General features: G+C 60.8%; 16 protein-coding genes. 9 read left to right on the forward strand and 7 right to left on the reverse strand.

Features of this window, described 5'->3' with window-relative positions; genetic code table 11:
• The first annotated feature begins 58 nt into the window (after nt 1-58).
• Entirely contained in the window at nt 59-1,183 is a 1,125-nt protein-coding gene (gene dnaJ / locus RE432_RS10215) for a molecular chaperone DnaJ (RefSeq protein ID WP_310933316.1), read from the forward strand.
• 446 nt (nt 1,184-1,629) lie between these two features.
• On the opposite strand, the gene RE432_RS10220 is transcribed toward dnaJ, so the two are convergent.
• From RE432_RS10220 to RE432_RS10235, 4 genes are all read right to left on the reverse strand, one after another.
• A complete protein-coding gene (locus RE432_RS10220) occupies nt 1,630-4,404 on the reverse strand; it encodes a pitrilysin family protein (RefSeq protein ID WP_310933317.1) in 2,775 nt (924 codons plus the stop codon).
• Nucleotides 4,405-4,458: 54 nt separating this feature from the next.
• Nucleotides 4,459-5,631: a hypothetical protein gene (locus RE432_RS10225; RefSeq protein WP_310933318.1), complete on the reverse strand. Its 1,173-nt coding sequence runs from the start codon at nt 5,629-5,631 to the stop codon at nt 4,459-4,461.
• Nucleotides 5,621-6,241, reverse strand: a complete 621-nt coding sequence (locus RE432_RS10230; protein WP_310933319.1) for a GNAT family protein — start codon at nt 6,239-6,241, stop codon at nt 5,621-5,623. Before RE432_RS10230 ends, RE432_RS10225 begins: the two co-directional genes overlap by 11 nt.
• 70 nt (nt 6,242-6,311) lie before the next feature.
• Complete coding sequence (locus RE432_RS10235) at nt 6,312-7,184, reverse strand: MoxR family ATPase (protein ID WP_310933320.1); 873 nt, start codon at nt 7,182-7,184, stop codon at nt 6,312-6,314.
• A 139-nt stretch (nt 7,185-7,323) separates the two neighbouring features.
• Here RE432_RS10235 and RE432_RS10240 point away from each other — a divergent pair, with 139 nt between their 5' ends.
• On the forward strand, nt 7,324-7,677 hold the full coding sequence (locus tag RE432_RS10240) for a cytochrome c (protein ID WP_310933321.1): 354 nt from the start codon (nt 7,324-7,326) through the stop codon (nt 7,675-7,677).
• Nucleotides 7,678-7,689: 12 nt separating this feature from the next.
• Nucleotides 7,690-8,052 (forward strand): c-type cytochrome, encoded by a 363-nt coding sequence (locus RE432_RS10245; RefSeq protein ID WP_310933322.1) that lies wholly within the window; start codon nt 7,690-7,692, stop codon nt 8,050-8,052.
• A gap of 193 nt (nt 8,053-8,245) precedes the next feature.
• Here RE432_RS10245 and RE432_RS10250 read toward each other — a convergent pair whose 3' ends face one another.
• Complete coding sequence (locus RE432_RS10250; RefSeq protein ID WP_310933323.1) at nt 8,246-8,674, reverse strand: DUF1841 family protein; 429 nt, start codon at nt 8,672-8,674, stop codon at nt 8,246-8,248.
• 239 nt (nt 8,675-8,913) lie between these two features.
• Here RE432_RS10250 and icd point away from each other — a divergent pair, with 239 nt between their 5' ends.
• The 3 genes from icd to RE432_RS10265 are packed head-to-tail and all read left to right on the forward strand — an operon-like array spanning nt 8,914 to nt 10,700.
• On the forward strand, nt 8,914-10,170 hold the full coding sequence (gene icd, locus RE432_RS10255) for an NADP-dependent isocitrate dehydrogenase (protein WP_310933324.1): 1,257 nt from the start codon (nt 8,914-8,916) through the stop codon (nt 10,168-10,170).
• Between the two features lie 39 nt (nt 10,171-10,209).
• Nucleotides 10,210-10,389: a hypothetical protein gene (locus tag RE432_RS10260; RefSeq protein ID WP_310933325.1), complete on the forward strand. Its 180-nt coding sequence runs from the start codon at nt 10,210-10,212 to the stop codon at nt 10,387-10,389.
• 5 nt (nt 10,390-10,394) lie between these two features.
• A complete protein-coding gene (locus tag RE432_RS10265; protein WP_310933326.1) occupies nt 10,395-10,700 on the forward strand; it encodes an addiction module antidote protein in 306 nt (101 codons plus the stop codon).
• 358 nt (nt 10,701-11,058) lie between these two features.
• On the opposite strand, the gene RE432_RS10270 is transcribed toward RE432_RS10265, so the two are convergent.
• Nucleotides 11,059-11,790 (reverse strand): Smr/MutS family protein, encoded by a 732-nt coding sequence (locus RE432_RS10270; RefSeq protein ID WP_310933327.1) that lies wholly within the window; start codon nt 11,788-11,790, stop codon nt 11,059-11,061.
• Nucleotides 11,777-12,736 carry a thioredoxin-disulfide reductase gene (trxB, locus tag RE432_RS10275; RefSeq protein WP_310933328.1) on the reverse strand — a complete coding sequence of 320 codons (960 nt, stop codon included), beginning with the start codon at nt 12,734-12,736 and terminating at the stop codon, nt 11,777-11,779. Before trxB ends, RE432_RS10270 begins: the two co-directional genes overlap by 14 nt.
• Before the next feature lie 44 nt (nt 12,737-12,780).
• Here trxB and RE432_RS10280 point away from each other — a divergent pair, with 44 nt between their 5' ends.
• From RE432_RS10280 to RE432_RS10290, 3 genes are read left to right on the forward strand one after another with little or no spacing between them, the layout of a single operon-like run.
• On the forward strand, nt 12,781-15,135 hold the full coding sequence (locus RE432_RS10280; RefSeq protein ID WP_310933329.1) for a DNA translocase FtsK 4TM domain-containing protein: 2,355 nt from the start codon (nt 12,781-12,783) through the stop codon (nt 15,133-15,135).
• Nucleotides 15,125-15,757 carry an outer membrane lipoprotein chaperone LolA gene (gene lolA / locus RE432_RS10285; RefSeq protein ID WP_310933330.1) on the forward strand — a complete coding sequence of 211 codons (633 nt, stop codon included), beginning with the start codon at nt 15,125-15,127 and terminating at the stop codon, nt 15,755-15,757. Before RE432_RS10280 ends, lolA begins: the two co-directional genes overlap by 11 nt.
• A 9-nt stretch (nt 15,758-15,766) precedes the next feature.
• On the forward strand, nt 15,767-17,098 hold the full coding sequence (locus tag RE432_RS10290; protein WP_310933331.1) for a replication-associated recombination protein A: 1,332 nt from the start codon (nt 15,767-15,769) through the stop codon (nt 17,096-17,098).
• Nucleotides 17,099-17,111 lie beyond the last annotated feature (13 nt).

Raw genomic sequence — 17,111 nt, forward strand, 5'->3', positions numbered from 1 at the left:
AATCGGGCCTTCTTATTCAGATAAAAAAGAGCAGACGTCTTAGACGCAAGCAATTCACATGGCAAAACGCGACTATTATGAAATCCTGGGCGTAGCGAAAAACGCCTCCGATGATGAGCTGAAAAAAGCTTATCGCAAGCTGGCTATGAAGTACCATCCGGACCGCAATCCGGACAGCAAGGAAGCCGAGGAAAAATTCAAAGAGGTCAAAGAGGCCTACGAAATGCTGTCCGACGAGCAGAAGCGCAGCGCGTACGACAGGTTCGGGCACGCGGGCGTGGATCCCAACGCAGGGATGGGCGGGGGCGGCATGGGCGGCGCCGGCTTTGCCGATGCGTTTGGCGACATCTTTGGCGAAATCTTCGGCGGCGGCGGTGGCCGGCGCGGCGGCCCGCAAGTCTATCGGGGCGCCGACCTGAAATACACGCTGGATATCAGCCTGGAGCAGGCCGCCAATGGCTTCGATACCGAAATCCGCGTACCCAGTTGGGAAACCTGCGATGTCTGCCACGGGTCGGGCGCCAAGCCCGGCACGCATCCCAAGACCTGCCACACATGCGACGGCGCCGGTACGGTCCGCATGCAGCAGGGTTTCTTCAGTGTGCAGCAGACCTGCCCGACGTGTCATGGCACCGGCAAGGAAATCACCGATCCCTGCGTGTCCTGCGACGGCGTGGGACGCACGCGCAAGAACAAGACGCTGCAGGTGAAGATTCCCGCGGGTATCGACGATGGCATGCGCATTCGCTCGTCCGGCAATGGCGAGCCGGGTGTCAACGGGGGGCCTCCGGGCGACCTGTATGTTGAAATCCATTTGAAGCCGCACGGTATATTCCAGCGCGATGGCGAGGACTTGCACTGCGAATTGACCATTCCATTCACCACCGCGGCATTGGGTGGAGAACTGGAGGTGCCGACGCTGGCTGGACGGGGCGAGATCACGATTCCGGAAGGCACGCAGACGGGCAAGACTTTCCGCTTGCGGGGCAAGGGGATACGCGGGCTGCGCGCCAGCTATCCGGGTGATTTGTACTGCCATGTGGCGGTGGAAACGCCTGTGCGGCTGACGGATGAGCAGAAGAAGATTCTGCGGCAGTTCGAGTCTTCTCTGGCGCAAGGCGGCGAAAAGCATTCGCCAAAAAGCGAGTCGTGGACGGATCGGGTGAAAAATTTCTTTTCGTAAACAATAAAGCCCAGTTTTTTTGACTGGACTTTCAGACTGTTGATAAACCCCCCTGTTTTTGCAGCGGGGTTTATTTTTTGGGCTTGTTAGGCAGATGCGTGCTGATGTGATGAGCGCGTTAAGAATGCGTATTTTTCAGTGCTTATTTCTTAAGAAAGCCCCCAGCAGCCGGGCTTGCTACGGCTTCGCGCGCTGCGGCCCTGGCGATGCCAGGGCTTCCCGGTTCAGGCCTTGATATCGCGGCGAGTGTGGAACTCGCCCGGTCGGGCCGGTGGCCCGACACCCGTCGGGCTCAGACAGCCACACTCTTGCACCCGCGATATCAAGGCCTGAACCGGCTTGCGCGAGGCGCCTGCGCAAGCCCGGCTGCTGGGGGCTTTTTAGATCGCTTAGCGCTGGAGCCTCTGATCACCAGACGCGGAAAACGGCATCTGCTATACCTGCCGTTATGGCTTTGCGACCCCTTGTTTGCTTTCGTCAGCGGCTATGGCCGTGCTGAATGTGGCTGGATCCAGGGTTTTGCGAAGCACGGCATTGACTTTATCGGCAGTCAAGGCGCTCAGGTCCTGGTCGATTTTTGCGGACCAGTCGAAATTGCGATCCAGCTGCATGTAGTTGATCCATGTCGATGCCAGCACGCCGTCGCGTGTGCGGGCCAGTTTCCGATAGTTCAGCAGGGCCTGGACGCCTTCGCGCACTTCATCTTCCGTAAAGCCGTCTTTCAGCGCACGCTGCAATTCTTCGTTGACCGCCGTCAGCAGCTTTTGCGTGTTCTCGGGGGCGTGGATGGCGTAAATGCTCCAGTCGCCCGATGGCTCGTAAGACGAAATGTCCAGGCTGCTGCGCACGTCGTACGACAGGCCGTCCTTGACACGGACGCGTTCCCACAGGCGCGAGGTTTCCGACCCGCCCAGCAGATAGTTGGCGATATACAGCGCCGCATAGTCGGGGTCGGTATCCTGTACGGCCAGGGGCGAGGTGGACAGGTAGAACGCGTTGGCTTTGTCGGGGGTGTCGATGTTGAAGGTTTCCGACGGGACAGCATGGTAGGGGTCGGCGATGCGTTCATAGGCGGGGGCTTTGCGCCAGTCTTTCAGGCCTTGCGTCAGCGCTGCCTTGACGGCGTCGGCGTCGAAAGCGCCCACTGCCGACAAGCCGATTGTGCCGGCGCCGTAGAAACGTGAATGGAAGTCTTGAAGCTGTTCGCGCGTCAGGGCGCTGATTTCGCTGCGGGCTTCGTCGAAGGTGGGCGTATAGCGGATGTCGTCGCGCGGCCAGGGGTTGTCGTGGCGTGACAGCGCGCGCGAGGCCAGGGCGCTGGGTTCGGACTGGGCGTTCCTGATCGAAGTGTTGGCCTGCGCTTTATATTCGTCCAGCTCTTTCTGGGGGAAGTTCGCGTCCCGGACCACGTGCAGCACCAGCTCGATCAGGGCGGGCAGGTTATCTTTGGTGGTCGACATGCTGGCCACCACGGCGCCCGCGCCGCCGCTTATGCCGACGTTGGCCTGCAGCTCGTTGTACTTGTCTTCGATTTCCTGGCGGCTCATCTGGCTGGTGCCGTGGTCCAGCAAGGACGCGGTGGCGCTTGAGATGCTGCGCTGGCCTTTCAGGCTTTCCGCATCGCCGAACTGAATCAGCAGCTTGGCCTCGACCCGGTCGCCGCGGGTTGGCTTGGGCAGCAAGGCCAGCTTGACTTCCCCGTTAGGCAGGGCAAGCGGCGTCCGTTGCGTGGCTTCGTTGATATGCGCGGGGCTGGGGTCGAAGGCGTCGATGACCTGGGCGGTGTCCTTGCCCTTGTAGTCCTTGAGCAGTGCTTCAAGCTGGCTGGCGCCGGTCTGGGGCGCGCGCACCGGCTTTTCAGTGGGGATATACAGGCCGCTGGTTCGGTTGCTGGGGGTCAGGTAAGCGGCGGTGACGCGCTGCACGTCTTCCAGCTTCATCTGCTCGACCTGGTCGCGCTGCAGGAAGAACAGGCGCCAATCGCCGTCGGCGACCGTTTCCGACAGGGCGGCGGCCAGGTTGGACGGGCTGGCATAGGTTTGCGACCAGTCGGTCAGCCAGCGGTTGCGGATGCGCTCCAGTTCTTTTTCAGTGAACGCGTCCTGCGCCAGCGCATCAAGGGTTTCGTGCAGCGTATTCAACGCCTTGCCCTGGTCCATGTCGGCTTCCAGTTGCGCGCCGAAAAACGCGTAGCCAGGCTGGTTCAGGCCGGCGGCAAAGCCGAATACATCGGTGCTCAGCTTGTTTTCCACCAGGGATTTGTACAAGCGCCCTGATGGCGTGTCGGCCAGAATCGACACCCCGATATCCAGCGCGGCGAAGTCGGGATTGCCGGCGGCCGGGGCGTGGAACATGGCGGCAATCAGCGGGCTGCCGCCGTGGCGGCGCAAGGTGACCTGGCGTTCGCCGTCTTGCACGGGCTCGACAGTGTATTCGGGCGGTAGCGTACGGGTAGGGCGTGGGATGGCGCCGAAGGCTTCTGCAATAGTTTGCAGCGTGGCTTCAGGCTCGAACTGGCCCGAAACGATCAGGACCGCGTTGTCGGGCTGATAGTACTGGTGATAGAAGGCGCGCAACTGGGCGATATCCACGTTCTCGACGTCGGAACGCGCGCCAATGGTGCTGTTGCCATAGTTGTGCCAGCGGAAGGCCGTCGCCTGCATTTGCTGCATCAGCATTTGAAAAGGGCTGTTCTCGCCGCGCTCCATTTCATTGCGCACCACCGTCATTTCGGCGTCCAGGTCTTCCTGGGCGATCAGCGAGTTCACCATGGCGTCGGCCTGCCACTGCAGATACCAGGTCAGGGTTTCCGGATTGGCGGCAAAGCTTGCGTAATAGTTGGTCCGGTCGCTGGTGGTGGACCCATTGGCCGCCAGCCCGCGTTTGGAAAATTCCGCCAGGGCGTTGCGCAAGGTCGGCGTGCCGCGGAACAGCAGGTGTTCCAGCAGATGCGCCATGCCGGTCTGGCCATAGTTTTCGTGGCGGGCGCCCACCAGGTAAGTCATGTTGACCGTGGTGGTCGGCTTGGAGGCATCAGGCGCCAGCAGCACACGCAGACCGTTGGGCAAGGCGTATTCGGTCACGCCTTCGACGGTGCTGTGCTGCACCACCCCGGCGGGCAAGCCGCCGGCAGAGGCTTGCTGGGCCTGGCGTGCCTGAGACGGCAAAAACAGGGAGCCGGCAAGAAACAGAAGGGGAAGCAGGCGTAGGCAAGACAGCATGTGGTTCTTCCGGATAAGAATGGCCAGGGGAAGCCTACATCATATCAGGCCGCCTTACTTCGACAGCATGCGCATGGCCTGTTCCAGGCCGCTGACCGTGACGCTGTACATGCGGTGGTGCATGATGTTCTGAATGATGGAAATGGATTGCCGATATTGCCAGTATGCGGCGGGTTCCGGGTTCAGCCATACCGCCTTGGGCCAATTTTCCAGCAGGCGCTGCAGCCAGGCGGCGCCGGTTTCCTTGTTGTAATGCTCTACCGAACCGCCCGGCTGAAGAATTTCATAGGGGCTCATGGTGGCGTCCCCAACGATAATCAGCCGCCAGTCGTCGTTGTATTTGCGCAGAATGTCCCAGGTGTCGAAACGTTCGCTGTTGCGGCGCCGGTTGTTCTGCCACAGCGATTCGTAAGGGCAGTTGTGGAAGTAGTACACATCCAGATGCCGGAATTCGCTGCGCGCGGCGGAAAACAGTTCTTCGACCCGCGCAATATGATCGTCCATGCTCCCGCCCACATCCAGCAGCATCAGTACTTTGACGGTGTTGTGCCGCTCGGGCACCATCTGCAGGTCCAGGAATCCGGCGTTGCGGGCCGTACTGCTGATGGTGTGATCCAGGTCCAGCTCGAGTTCGGCGCCTTCCCGGGCAAACCGGCGCAGGCGGCGTAGGGCCATCTTGAAGTTGCGCGTGCCCAGCTCCTGCTGGTCGTCGTAATCCTTGTACTCGCGCTTTTCCCATACTTTGATGGCCGTGCGGTTACCCGCCGATGGCCCGCCCAGGCGTATGCCCTCGGGGTGATACCCGCCATGCCCAAAGGGCGACGACCCCCCCGTGCCTATCCATTTGCTTCCGCCCGCGTGGCGTTCCTGCTGCTCTTCCAGGCGTTCCTTGAACAGCTCCATCAGCTTGTCCCAGCCGTGTTTTTCGATGGCCGCCTTTTCTTCCGGACTGAGGTTCTTCTGGAATTCCTTGATGAGCCAGTCCAGCGGGATTTCCTTGCTGTCCGGCAGCGCCGCTTCCAGCGTGCGATAGAACTCGCCGAAGGCCTGGTCGTAGCGGTCGAACAAGGTCTCGTCCTTGACCAGCGTCATGCGGGCCAGATGATAGAAATCGTCGACAGTGGGCGGCATGACGCGCGCCTGCAGGACGCTGAGCAAGGTCAGGTATTCCTGGACTGAAACCGGCAGTTTGCGCGCGCGCAAATGATAGAAGAAATCAGTCAGCATGGCGGATCTGCAGTTGGTACGCCAGGTGTTTTTCGACTTCCGGCCATTCGCCCGCAAGCAGGCTGTACATGACGGTATCGCGCACCGTGCCGTCGCGGCGCAAGGCATGGTGCCGCAAAACGCCGTCTTTGTGGGCGCCCAGGCGCTCGATGGCCCGCTGCGAGGCAAGATTGAAGTTGTCGGTGCGCCAGCCGACCACCTGGGCGCCCAATGATTCGAAGGCATGCCGCAGCAGCAGCAGTTTGCAGGCGGTGTTGACGTGGCTGCGCTGCCAGCGCCTGGCGTACCAGGTGTAGCCGATTTCAAGCCGGGCCACGGACGGAATGATGTCATGGTAGCGGCTGGTGCCGATGACTTCGCCGCTGCTTTCTTCAATGATGGCGAAAGGCAGCATATGGCCCGCTTGCTGGCCTTGCAGGGCGGCATCGATATAGGCGGGGGCCGCGCCCGGCTCGGGCACCGATGTGACGCGCAAAGTCCAGAGCTCGCCGTCGGCGGCGGCACGCTCCAGCGCCTGCGCGTGCTCCTTCTGCAAAGGGACCAGGCTGACGCCGAAACCTGTCAGCGTTGTTGGGGACGGCAATTGCTTAAAGCCCTGCGTTGCATTCATGGTTTGTTTTCCGGTTCAGTTGACATGTCTGGTGTGCGGGTACTGTGGGTGGCGGCGGGTTTGGCGTCCGTTAGCGGCGCTGCCCCGCGCGCGTCATGGCCGCCAGCCGCTGAAGCAGGGTCAGATCCTGCTCGTTCTTGAGCAGGGCGCCGGCCATCAAGGGCAGGTCGCCGGTGGTCTTGCTGATATCGTCGGCCGACAGGGCTTCGTTGGTCAGCAGGCGCAGCCAGTCCAGGAACTCGGAAGTGGAGGGCTTCTTTTTCAGGCCCGGGGCGTCGCGCAGGGCAAAGAAGGTGTCCAGCGCGGCGCGCAGGACATCGGCGCGGATGTCGGGGTAGTGCACCGCCACGATGTCCTTCATGGTGTCGCGGTCGGGGAAGTTGATGTAGTGGAAAAAGCAGCGCCGCAGGAAGGCGTCGGGCAAGTCTTTTTCATTGTTCGATGTAATGATGATCAGCGGGCGGTGTTTGGCCGTGACCGTCTGGCGGGTTTCGTAGACATGAAATTCCATGCGGTCCAGTTCGCGCAGCAGGTCGTTCGGGAACTCGATGTCGGCCTTGTCGATTTCGTCGATCAGCACCACGGTCGGTTCGTTGGCTTCAAAGGCGCGCCACAGCACGCCTTTGACAATATAGTTGCCGATATCGCGGACTTTTTCGTCGCCCAGCTGCGAATCGCGCAAGCGTGACACCGCGTCGTATTCATACAGGCCTTGGTGCGCCTTGGTCGTCGATTTAATATGCCATTGCAGCAGAGGGCGCTTGAGCGCTTCGGCCACTTCCTCGGCCAGCATGGTCTTGCCTGTGCCGGGCTCGCCCTTGATCAGCAAGGGGCGTTGCAGTGCAAGTGCCGCGTTCACGGCAAGTTTCAGGTCGTCCGTCGCGACGTAGCGCTCGGTGCCGGTAAAACGTTCAGAAGAAAAGGCGGGTGCCGCAGAAGTCATCAGGTGCTCCGGTGGTGTACGGTATTGCAACGTTGCAGGGCCATTCATGTATGACGCATCACAATTATCGTACAATCTCAATTTTTCGTTGGTCTGTTGACATAGATCAACTTCTATTCACCGCCAAACAAGAGCTATTATGAAGTTGCGAACTTACCTTACGCGCACCTTGTCTGCGCTAGCCGTTACGGCTTCCTGTGCGATTGCGGGCCAAGCCCTTGCGGCTGATGCCGCGCCTGTGGGCGACGCTAAGGCCGCACTATCCAAAACTTCTATGTGCATCGGCTGTCACGGCATCAAGGGTTACAAGTCCAGCTACCCCGAGATCTACCATGTACCGATGATTGCCGGCCAGAATGCCGAGTACATCGTGGCGGCGCTAAAAGAATATGCCAGCGGCGCGCGTACCTTCCCCACCATGGAAGCCATTGCTCAAAGCCTGACCGAGCAAGACATGGCCGATCTGGCTGCTTATTACTCCAGTCTTAAATAATCGGGGGCCTGAATGAAAAAATTGACACTCGCCTTGGCAGGCTCCGCTATTTTCGCTTTGGCTTCGGGCGCTTCGGCCGCCGACCTGGCCGCCGGCAAAGCAGCATTCGAAAAATTCACCTGTGCCACCTGCCACGGCGCCGACGCCAAGACGTCCACCATGCCGGCGTATCCCATTCTGGCAGGGCAGCATCAAGACTATCTTGAGCATGCGCTCAGGTCTTACAAACGGGGTGCAGCGGGCGCGCCCGACACCGCCAACATACGCAAGAATGCAATCATGGGCGCCATGGTGGCCCAGTTGTCGCCCGCCGATATCAAGAACATTTCGGCATGGCTCGCCAGCCTGCCGTCGCCGCTGGCCGTTCGCAAGTAATACGGCACAGGCGCCCACCAAATCCCCCCAGAGCGGCGCTGGTTCCGTCAAGCCGGCCAGCCAGTTCCAGGGGCAAAAGCCCGAGCCCGGTTCAATGCCGGATTCGGGCTTTTTTTACTTGCATTGAATGCGTTCAGGATTGCCGCCACAGGCGGCCGCCGGCTGCCCGCCGCGATGCCGCAGGGCCGGCGGGCTAATTGCGCGTTGCGTGCCGGCGGATCAGTTCCAGGTATTTTTCGGTGTCCAGGGGCGTGCCCAGGCGCTGGGATTCCCACACCGTTTCGCCCAGCGCTTCCATGATCACGTGCGCTGACTCGTGCGCATCGCGGGTGGCCAGCAAACTGTGGAAGGCGGCCTTGATGCCGGGCGGCTGGTCGATGGATAACTGTTCATTGATGGCCAGATGCATGGACAGATGCAGAAACGGATTCGTTTTCCCCTGCTCAACGGAAAATTCCGCTTCGGCCGCATCGGGGCGTTCCAGATCGGCATGATATTCCGGATGCAATTCCATCAGGTCGACCGCCATGGTTTCAAGTGGCGTCAGCACCCCGGCCGACCTGTGCTTGCGCCATGCGTCGGTAAAGAACTGCCGCACCTGCTCGCGCGAGGGGTTGAACATAAAGCATCCTGTACATAATGAAGCGCGCCGGCGTGTGCCGCCGCGGCGCGCTTGCCGGTAAAATTCCTATTTTACCCGCCGCTGTCTTCGATTTCAGGCAGCTTGCGGGTATGCGTCAATATCGGCTTTGGCAAATTTAGGATAAACTACTCTTATATAAGACTGAGCGTTTTTCCGCTGAGCGTTTACTTTTCCCATTCGACTGATTTCTACTCCTTACGGAGCAAACTGGAGCATCCATGTCTTATCAGCACATCAAGGTCCCCACCGAGGGCCAAAAAATCACGGTTAATGCCGATTTTTCGCTCAACGTACCCGATGAACCCATCATCCCTTATATCGAGGGCGACGGCACGGGCGCCGATATCACCCCCGTCATGCTCAAAGTCGTTGACGCCGCTGTCGCCAAGGCATACAACGGCAAGCGCAAGATCCACTGGATGGAAGTCTTCGCCGGCGAGAAATCGACCAAAGTCTATGGCCCCGACGTCTGGCTGCCCGAAGAAACCCTGGAAGCCGTCAAGGAATACGTGGTCTCCATCAAGGGCCCGCTGACCACCCCGGTTGGCGGCGGCATCCGTTCGCTGAACGTTGCGCTGCGCCAGCAGTTGGACCTTTATGTCTGCCTGCGCCCCATCCAGTACTTCAAGGGCGTGCCTTCGCCTGTCAAAGAGCCTGAAAAAACCAATATGGTGATCTTCCGTGAAAACTCGGAAGACATCTACGCCGGCATCGAGTTCGAAGCTGAAAGCGCCAACGCCAAGAAACTGATCGACTTCCTGCAGAACGAGCTGGGCGTCAACAAGATCCGCTTCCCCGGAACATCGGGCATCGGCGTCAAGCCCGTGTCGCGCGAAGGTACGCAGCGTCTGGTCCGCAAGGCCATCCAGTACGCCATCGACAATGACAAGTCCTCGGTCACCCTGGTGCACAAGGGCAACATCATGAAGTTCACCGAAGGCGGCTTCCGTGACTGGGGTTACGAGCTGGCCGAAAAAGAATTCGGCGCCCAACTGATCGACGGCGGCCCATGGTGCAAATTCAAGAACCCCAAAACGGGTCGCGAAATCACCGTGAAAGACGTCATCGCCGACGCCTTCCTGCAGCAAATCCTGCTGCGTCCGGCTGAATACGAAGTCATCGCCACGCTGAACCTGAACGGCGACTATGTGTCCGACGCGCTGGCCGCGCAAGTGGGCGGTATCGGTATCGCTCCCGGCGCCAACCTGTCCGACTCGGTTGCCATGTTCGAAGCCACCCACGGCACGGCGCCCAAGTACGCCGGCAAGGACTACGTGAACCCCGGTTCCGAAATCCTGTCCGCCGAAATGATGCTGCGCCACATGGGCTGGACCGAAGCCGCCGACCTGATCATCTCCAGCATGGAAAAATCCATTCTGTCGAAAAAGGTCACCTACGACTTCGCCCGCCTGCTGGAAGGCGCGACCCAGGTATCGTGCTCCGGCTTTGGCCAGGTCATGATCGAAAACATGTAATATCGTCTACCGTCGTACACGGTAGTACACGAAACCCGCTTGCCGAAAGGCTTGCGGGTTTTTTCTTTTGATTGTTTGCGGCGTCATGGCGTGGATTGGCGGCTATATTACACCCAACGGGGTGGCGTGCTGATTGTCATGCTGGGCGGTGGCGACAAGTCCACGCAGAAAGCCGATATCAAGCAGGCCATTGCACTGGCGAAAACGATGCAGGAGTAACGCACATGACCAAGACCACCAAGATTTCCGAATTGCCAGAGTTCGACATGGCTGAAATCCTCAAGACGGACGAGGATATTGCCAACTATCTGACGGCCGTTCTGGAAGAGAACGATCCCGCCGAGCTTTCCCATGCGCTGGGTGTCATTGCCCGTGCGCGCGGTATGACCGAGGTTGCGCGGGCTAGCGGCCTGACGCGCGAGGCGCTTTATAAAGCATTGCGCCCTGGCTCACATCCACGTTTCGACACCATTGCCCGTGTATGTGCGGCGCTGGGCGTGCAACTGACTGCCCGGCCTGTGCATTCATAGTCTTGCCCGGGGCGCGTGAGCGGGGATAGTGACTGCTGAATGGATGGGCCAACGAACACGTTGGCACCAATATTGCCCAAAATCTACCGGTAATAGACCAAAAAGGCATTAACTTAGTGCATTCCCTAAGTGTTGCATTCACCAATATGATGCACAATCCTGTCCATGCAGGTGAGGAGACAAAGCCCTGCATGGGCAAAGCCGATAAATCGGTAATATAAGAAAGTAGCAGGTCCCATAAAAAATATAAATGCACAAAAGCCGACGACAAAATCGTCGGCTTTTGTCATTTGCGCCGCAATCGCCTTGCCGATGGATGGGTTTGTATCGCGGGCGGGCCCGTATTTTTCGGCAGCCGTCAGTGGGCGCCGTGGTCCGCAGTGGGTACGTGCAGCAGGACTTGTACGGCGCCGGCGCCGCCGTCGGGCTCCGAGCATTCCGCATAAGCGGTCACGCTGTCGATCTGGCTCAGCCAGCGGCGGATGGTTTGCTTGAGCACCGATTCCCCGTCTTTCGAGCCATAGCCTTTGCCATGCACGATGCGCACGCATTTGATCCGGTGCGCAAGACAGGACTCCAGGAAGCGGTCCAGCCGTTCGCGGGCCTGCTCCAGCGTGCTGCCGTGCAGGTCCAGGCTGGCCTCTATGGCCCATTTCCCGCGCTTCAGGCCCTTGAGCACATCGGGGCCGTGGCCCCGGCGCAGGTAGCGCGCATCGTCGCCATCCATTTTTGCCGGCGTGTAGTGGTCTGATGTTTGCGGCAGGCGTACCGGTTCCTGGCCCACTGCGCGTTCGCGCCGTTGACGCAATAGTTCGCCCGGCGCCAGGGGAGGCGCCGGCAAAATCATGCGATGGGGGTCCTTGATGGGCGTAACCGTTTTCATCGCGCGCCGGAACAATAGGGCATCTTCCCGGTCCAGGCCCGTTTCGCCGATGTGGGCGGCTTTGACGGGGCCGGCGGCGGCCTTGGCCGGCTTCGGCGGGGAAGGGGGCGCCGCCGCGGCGGCGGACACCGCTGCTTTGTGCAGGCGCTTCAGGTCGGCCAGGCCGCTGGCGGCCTGGCCCTTGCGCCCGCCTTTATTCGCCGGCATTCTCCAGCCAGCGCTGTGCGTCCAGCGCGGCCATGCAGCCCGTGCCTGCGCTGGTGATGGCTTGGCGGTACACATGGTCTTGTACGTCGCCCGCGGCAAAAACGCCGGGTATCGAGGTCATGGTGGCCAGGCCTTTCAGGCCGCTCTGGGTAATGATGTACCCGTTTTCCATGGCCAACTGGCCTTCGAAGATGCCTGTGTTGGGCTTGTGGCCGATGGCGATGAAGACCCCGGTGACGGGCAAGTCTTCAGTATCGCCGGTTTGAACGTTGCGCAGACGGGCGCCGGTCACGCCCGATTGGTCGCCCAGGACCTCTTCCAGCGTATAAAAGAGCTTGAGCTTCATGTTGCCGTTGGCGACTTTGTCCATCAGCTTGTCGGTCAGGATGGGTTCGGAGCGGAACTTGTCGCGGCGGTGCACCAGGGTGACGCTGCGGCAGATATTGGACAGGTACAGGGCTTCTTCAACGGCGGTGTTGCCGCCGCCAACGACGATAACATCTTGGTTTTTATAGAAAAAACCATCGCAGGTGGCGCAGCCCGACACGCCGCGGCCCATGAATTCCTGTTCGGTGGGCAGGCCCAGGTACTGCGCTGAAGCGCCCGTGGCGATAATAAGCGCGTCGCAGGTGTACTGCGCGCCGGTGTCGCCCGTCAGGGTGAAGGGGCGCTTGGACAAATCCACGCTGGCAATATGGTCAAAAATCATTTCTGTGTTGAAACGCTCGGCGTGGGCCTGGAACCGCTGCATCAGGTCGGGGCCTTGCACCCCCTGGGCGTCCGCGGGCCAGTTGTCCACGTCGGTGGTCGTCATCAGTTGGCCGCCTTGTTCCAGACCGGTCACCAGTACGGGATTCAGGTTGGCGCGCGCTGCATAAACGGCGGCGCTGTAGCCGGCCGGGCCCGAACCTAAAATCAGTACTTTGGCGTGTTTTGGAGTCGTCATCACAGAAAATCCGAAAAAAGTGAACAGCCAATTATAATGAGTCTATGGCTAGATTACCTGCGACATCCCCACGCTCCTCGCGCAACGTGCGCAATGGGCCTTCTCCCTTGCAGTCCCGGCTGTCAGGCTTGCTGCGCGAAGCGCGCTGGATCGTGTTCGCCGCGCTGGCGGCCTGGCTGGGTTTGGTGCTTGCCACCTGGAACCCGTCCGACCCTGCCTGGTCGCATTCCGTGCATGCCACCACGACGCTGAACCGGGGGGGCACGCTGGGGGCCTATATTTCTGATTTCCTGTTGTTTTTGTTTGGCTATTCCGCCTGGCTATGGGTGGTGTTGCTGGCCCAGCGGGTGGCGCTGGGGTTTTATCGGCTCACGCACATCCTGCTGCCCAATAAAGAAGAACCCCTGCCCCGCTTGCGCTGGGAGGTCGGCATTGGCTTTTTCCTGCTGTTTGTGGGGGCCATGGGTACCGAAGCCCTTCAACTGAAGCAGTTCGGCGCCGAATTGCCGGCAGGCGCCGGGGGGCAATTGGGCCAGCTCCTGGCCAGCGGCATGGCGCTGGCCATGGGCGTCACCGGCTGCACATTGCTGCTGCTGGTGTTCGTGGCGGTCGGCGCCAGCCTCTTTTTCGGGTTTTCGTGGCTGCTGTTGTCTGAACGGGTGGGGCTGGCCATTGAAAAGACGGTGCGCCGCCTGTTCGAGCTCAAAGCCGCCCACGATGACCGCAAGGTTGGGCAGGCCAAGAAAGCCGAACGCAACGAAACCGTGGTCGCCAAGCAGGAACAACTGGTGCACGAACAGCCTGTGCGCATCGAGCCCGCCATCACGTCGGTGCCCAAATCGGTCCGGGTGGAAAAGGAAAAGCAGAAAACGCTATTCACCGCGCCCATCGAAGCCGGCGGCTCGGGCGACCTGCCCGCCATCAGCCTGCTCGACATGCCGGTGGAAAACCCTGAAACGGTGTCGCCCGAAACCATTGAATACACCTCGCGCCTGATCGAGAAAAAGCTGTCCGACTTCGGCGTCAAGGCCGTGGTGGTGGCGGCGCAGGCCGGTCCGGTGATCACCCGCTACGAAATCGAACCCGCCACCGGCGTCAAGGGCAGCCAGATCGTGAATCTGGCCAAAGACCTGGCACGGGCGCTCAGCCTGGTCAGCATCCGCGTGGTCGAGACCATTCCGGGCAAGAACCTGATGGGGCTGGAACTGCCCAACCCCAAGCGGCAAATGGTCAAGCTGTCGGAAATCATCGGCTCGCAAACCTATCACGCGGGCAGCTCCATGCTGACCATGGCCTTGGGCAAAGACATTGCCGGCAATCCGGTGGTGGCCGACCTGGCCAAGATGCCGCACCTGCTGGTGGCCGGTACGACCGGCTCGGGCAAGTCGGTGGGGATCAATGCCATGATCCTGTCCTTGCTGTACAAGGCCGACGCAACCCAGGTCCGTCTTATTCTGATCGACCCCAAGATGCTGGAAATGAGCGTCTACGAAGGCATTCCGCATTTGCTCGCGCCGGTGGTCACCGATATGCGCCATGCCGCCAATGCGCTGAATTGGTGCGTGGGCGAAATGGAAAAACGCTACCGCCTGATGAGCAAAATGGGTGTGCGCAATCTGGCGGGCTACAACAGCAAGATACGCGATGCCATCAAACGGGAAGAACCCATACCGAACCCTTTCTCGCTGACCCCCGATGCGCCCGAGCCCCTGGCGCCGCTGCCCATGATCGTCGTGGTCATCGACGAGCTGGCCGACCTGATGATGGTGGTGGGCAAGAAAATCGAAGAGCTCATCGCCCGACTGGCGCAAAAGGCACGGGCCGCCGGCATACACCTGATTCTGGCTACGCAGCGTCCCAGCGTCGATGTGATCACCGGCCTGATCAAGGCCAATATCCCCACCCGCATCGCTTTCCAGGTTTCCTCGAAAATCGATTCGCGCACGATTCTGGACCAGATGGGCGCCGAAACGCTGCTGGGGCAGGGCGATATGCTGTACATGCCGCCCGGCACGGGCCTGCCCGTCCGGGTGCACGGCGCCTTTGTGCACGACGATGAGGTGCATCGCGTGGTCGAGGCCTTGAAAGAGCAGGGCGAACCGAACTATGTCGACGGCCTGCTGGAAGGCGCGCTCGAGGGCGAGACCGGCGACGGGGTCGGCAGCGTCACCGGGTTTGCCGATGCCGAATCCGATCCGTTGTACGATCAGGCCGTCGAAGTGATTCTGAAGAACCGGCGCGCGTCCATTTCTTCAGTACAGCGTCATTTGCGCATCGGCTACAACCGCGCCGCGCGGCTGCTCGAGCAAATGGAGCAGGCCGGCCTGGTATCGCCCATGCAATCGAATGGCAACCGTGAAATCCTGGTTCCTGCAGGGAATGGTTCAAATGAAGATTAACGTTGGTTTCAAGCAGTTTGTGGCGGCGGCCATCGTGGCGGCCAGCCCCCTGGCGGCCTGGGCGGCCGAAGCCCCCCAACAACTGGAGCAGTTCATCACTCAGGTGCAGTCGGCCACGGGCGATTTCACGCAGCAGCGTATCGACCAGAAGGGGCAAGGCAAGCCGGCCCAGTCGGGGCAGTTCTCGTTCAAGCGTCCGGGCCAATTCAAGTGGGCGGTCAAGAAACCTTACGAGCAGCTTATTGTTTCCGACGGCAAACAAGTCTATCAGTACGATCCCGATCTGGCCCAGGTCACCCAGCGCGATGTGGATCAGTCCATCGGGGCTTCGCCCGCCGCCATCCTGTTCGGCTCGGGGTCGCTGGATGACGCCTTCAATATTTCCAGCCTGCCGGCCAAAGACGGCCTGGATTGGCTGCGCGCCGAACCCCGCAGCGCGGACGCCGGCTTCACGCATGTGGACATCGGCTTCAAGGACGCCATGCCGGCCCGGCTGGAACTGCTGGATTCCTTCGGCCAGACCACGCGTATCGACTTGAGCAATATCGCGTCCAATCCTGCTCTGGACGCCGGCGAGTTTTCCTTTACGCCGCCCGCGGGCGTAGACGTCGTCAAAATGTAGCAGGCCTTTATGGCAAGTTCGCACGACCTGTTTTCCAATGCGCCCGGCGTGCTTGCACATGCGCCGCTGGCCGAGCGCATGCGTCCCAAGACCTTGTCCGATGTCGTTGGGCAGGCCCATTTGCTTGGGCCGGGCAAACCCTTGCGGGTCGCTTTCGAGTCGGGGCGGCCTCACTCCATGATTTTCTGGGGGCCGCCAGGCGTGGGCAAGACGACGCTTGCCCGCCTGATGGCCGACGGCTTCGATGCCCAGTTTCTGGCGATCTCCGCCGTGCTGGGGGGCGTCAAAGATATACGCGAGGCGGTCGTTGCCGCCCAGGTGGCGCAAGGCCAGGGCCGGCGCACCATTCTGTTCGTCGACGAAGTCCACCGGTTCAACAAGGCGCAGCAGGATGCCTTTTTGCCTTATGTCGAAAGCGGCCTGTTCACCTTTATTGGCGCGACCACCGAGAACCCCTCCTTCGAGGTCAACTCGGCCCTGCTGTCGCGGGCGCGCGTTTATGTGCTGCAGTCCCTGGCGGTCGAAGAGCTGCAGCAACTGATCGACCGCGCCATTGCCATTCTGAATGACGACGGCGAACCCTTGGAGTTCGACGCCGCCGCGCGCGAGCAGCTTGCCCGCTGGGCCGATGGCGATGCGCGCCGGGTGATCAATGCCATGGAGGTCGTTGCCGAATCGGCGCGCGGGGCGCAGCGCACGCTGATCGACAGCGAGTGGCTGGAAACGTCGTTGTCGCAAAACCTGCGCCGCTTCGATAAGGGCGGCGACGCCTTCTATGACCAGATCAGCGCCTTGCACAAGGCCGTGCGCGGTTCGGACCCGGACGCTTCTTTGTACTGGTTTGCGCGCATGCTCGATGGCGGCGCCGACCCGCGCTATTTGTCGCGCCGCATTGTGCGCATGGCGATCGAGGACATCGGACTGGCCGATCCGCGCGCCACGGAGATTGCCCTGAATGGGGCCGACATCTACGAGCGGCTGGGCTCGCCCGAGGGCGAACTGGCGCTGGCCCAGGCGGTGGTGTACCTGGCCTGCGCCGCCAAATCCAATGCGGTCTACAACGCCTACAAACAGGCCAGGCGCTACGCCGAGGAAAACGGCAGCGCCCCGGTGCCCATGCATTTGCGCAATGCGCCCACCAAGCTGATGAAAGAGTTGGGGCACGGCCACGCCTACCGCTATGCGCACGACGAGCCGCATGGGTATGCCGCGGGCGAGCGTTATTTTCCCGATGGCTTGCGGGCCCGCTTCTACCGGCCGACCGACCGTGGGCTTGAGGGTAAAATCTCTGAAAAGCTGGCTTTTTTGCGCGAACTCGACAAACAGCAAGGCAAAGGCTAGCGCCCCGTTTTCT

This window comes from Pusillimonas sp. SM2304, from assembly GCF_031628915.1.
In the GTDB taxonomy this organism is placed as follows: domain Bacteria; phylum Pseudomonadota; class Gammaproteobacteria; order Burkholderiales; family Burkholderiaceae_B; genus Pusillimonas_C.

Bases quoted from the DNA above. Each gene is read 5' to 3' on its own strand.
- lolA (WP_310933330.1), top strand. From the start codon at position 15,125: ATGAAGATTAACGTTGGTTTCAAGCAGTTTGTGGCGGCGGCCATCGTG.
- RE432_RS10265 (WP_310933326.1), top strand. From the start codon at position 10,395: ATGACCAAGACCACCAAGATTTCCGAATTGCCAGAGTTCGACATGGCT.
- RE432_RS10230 (WP_310933319.1), bottom strand. From the start codon at position 6,241: ATGAATGCAACGCAGGGCTTTAAGCAATTGCCGTCCCCAACAACGCTG.
- trxB (WP_310933328.1), bottom strand. From the start codon at position 12,736: ATGACGACTCCAAAACACGCCAAAGTACTGATTTTAGGTTCGGGCCCG.
- RE432_RS10250 (WP_310933323.1), bottom strand. From the start codon at position 8,674: ATGTTCAACCCCTCGCGCGAGCAGGTGCGGCAGTTCTTTACCGACGCA.
- dnaJ (WP_310933316.1), top strand. From the start codon at position 59: ATGGCAAAACGCGACTATTATGAAATCCTGGGCGTAGCGAAAAACGCC.
- RE432_RS10280 (WP_310933329.1), top strand. From the start codon at position 12,781: ATGGCTAGATTACCTGCGACATCCCCACGCTCCTCGCGCAACGTGCGC.
- icd (WP_310933324.1), top strand. From the start codon at position 8,914: ATGTCTTATCAGCACATCAAGGTCCCCACCGAGGGCCAAAAAATCACG.
- RE432_RS10225 (WP_310933318.1), bottom strand. From the start codon at position 5,631: ATGCTGACTGATTTCTTCTATCATTTGCGCGCGCGCAAACTGCCGGTT.
- RE432_RS10290 (WP_310933331.1), top strand. From the start codon at position 15,767: ATGGCAAGTTCGCACGACCTGTTTTCCAATGCGCCCGGCGTGCTTGCA.
- RE432_RS10245 (WP_310933322.1), top strand. From the start codon at position 7,690: ATGAAAAAATTGACACTCGCCTTGGCAGGCTCCGCTATTTTCGCTTTG.
- RE432_RS10270 (WP_310933327.1), bottom strand. From the start codon at position 11,790: ATGCCGGCGAATAAAGGCGGGCGCAAGGGCCAGGCCGCCAGCGGCCTG.
- RE432_RS10240 (WP_310933321.1), top strand. From the start codon at position 7,324: ATGAAGTTGCGAACTTACCTTACGCGCACCTTGTCTGCGCTAGCCGTT.
- RE432_RS10235 (WP_310933320.1), bottom strand. From the start codon at position 7,184: ATGACTTCTGCGGCACCCGCCTTTTCTTCTGAACGTTTTACCGGCACC.
- RE432_RS10220 (WP_310933317.1), bottom strand. From the start codon at position 4,404: ATGCTGTCTTGCCTACGCCTGCTTCCCCTTCTGTTTCTTGCCGGCTCC.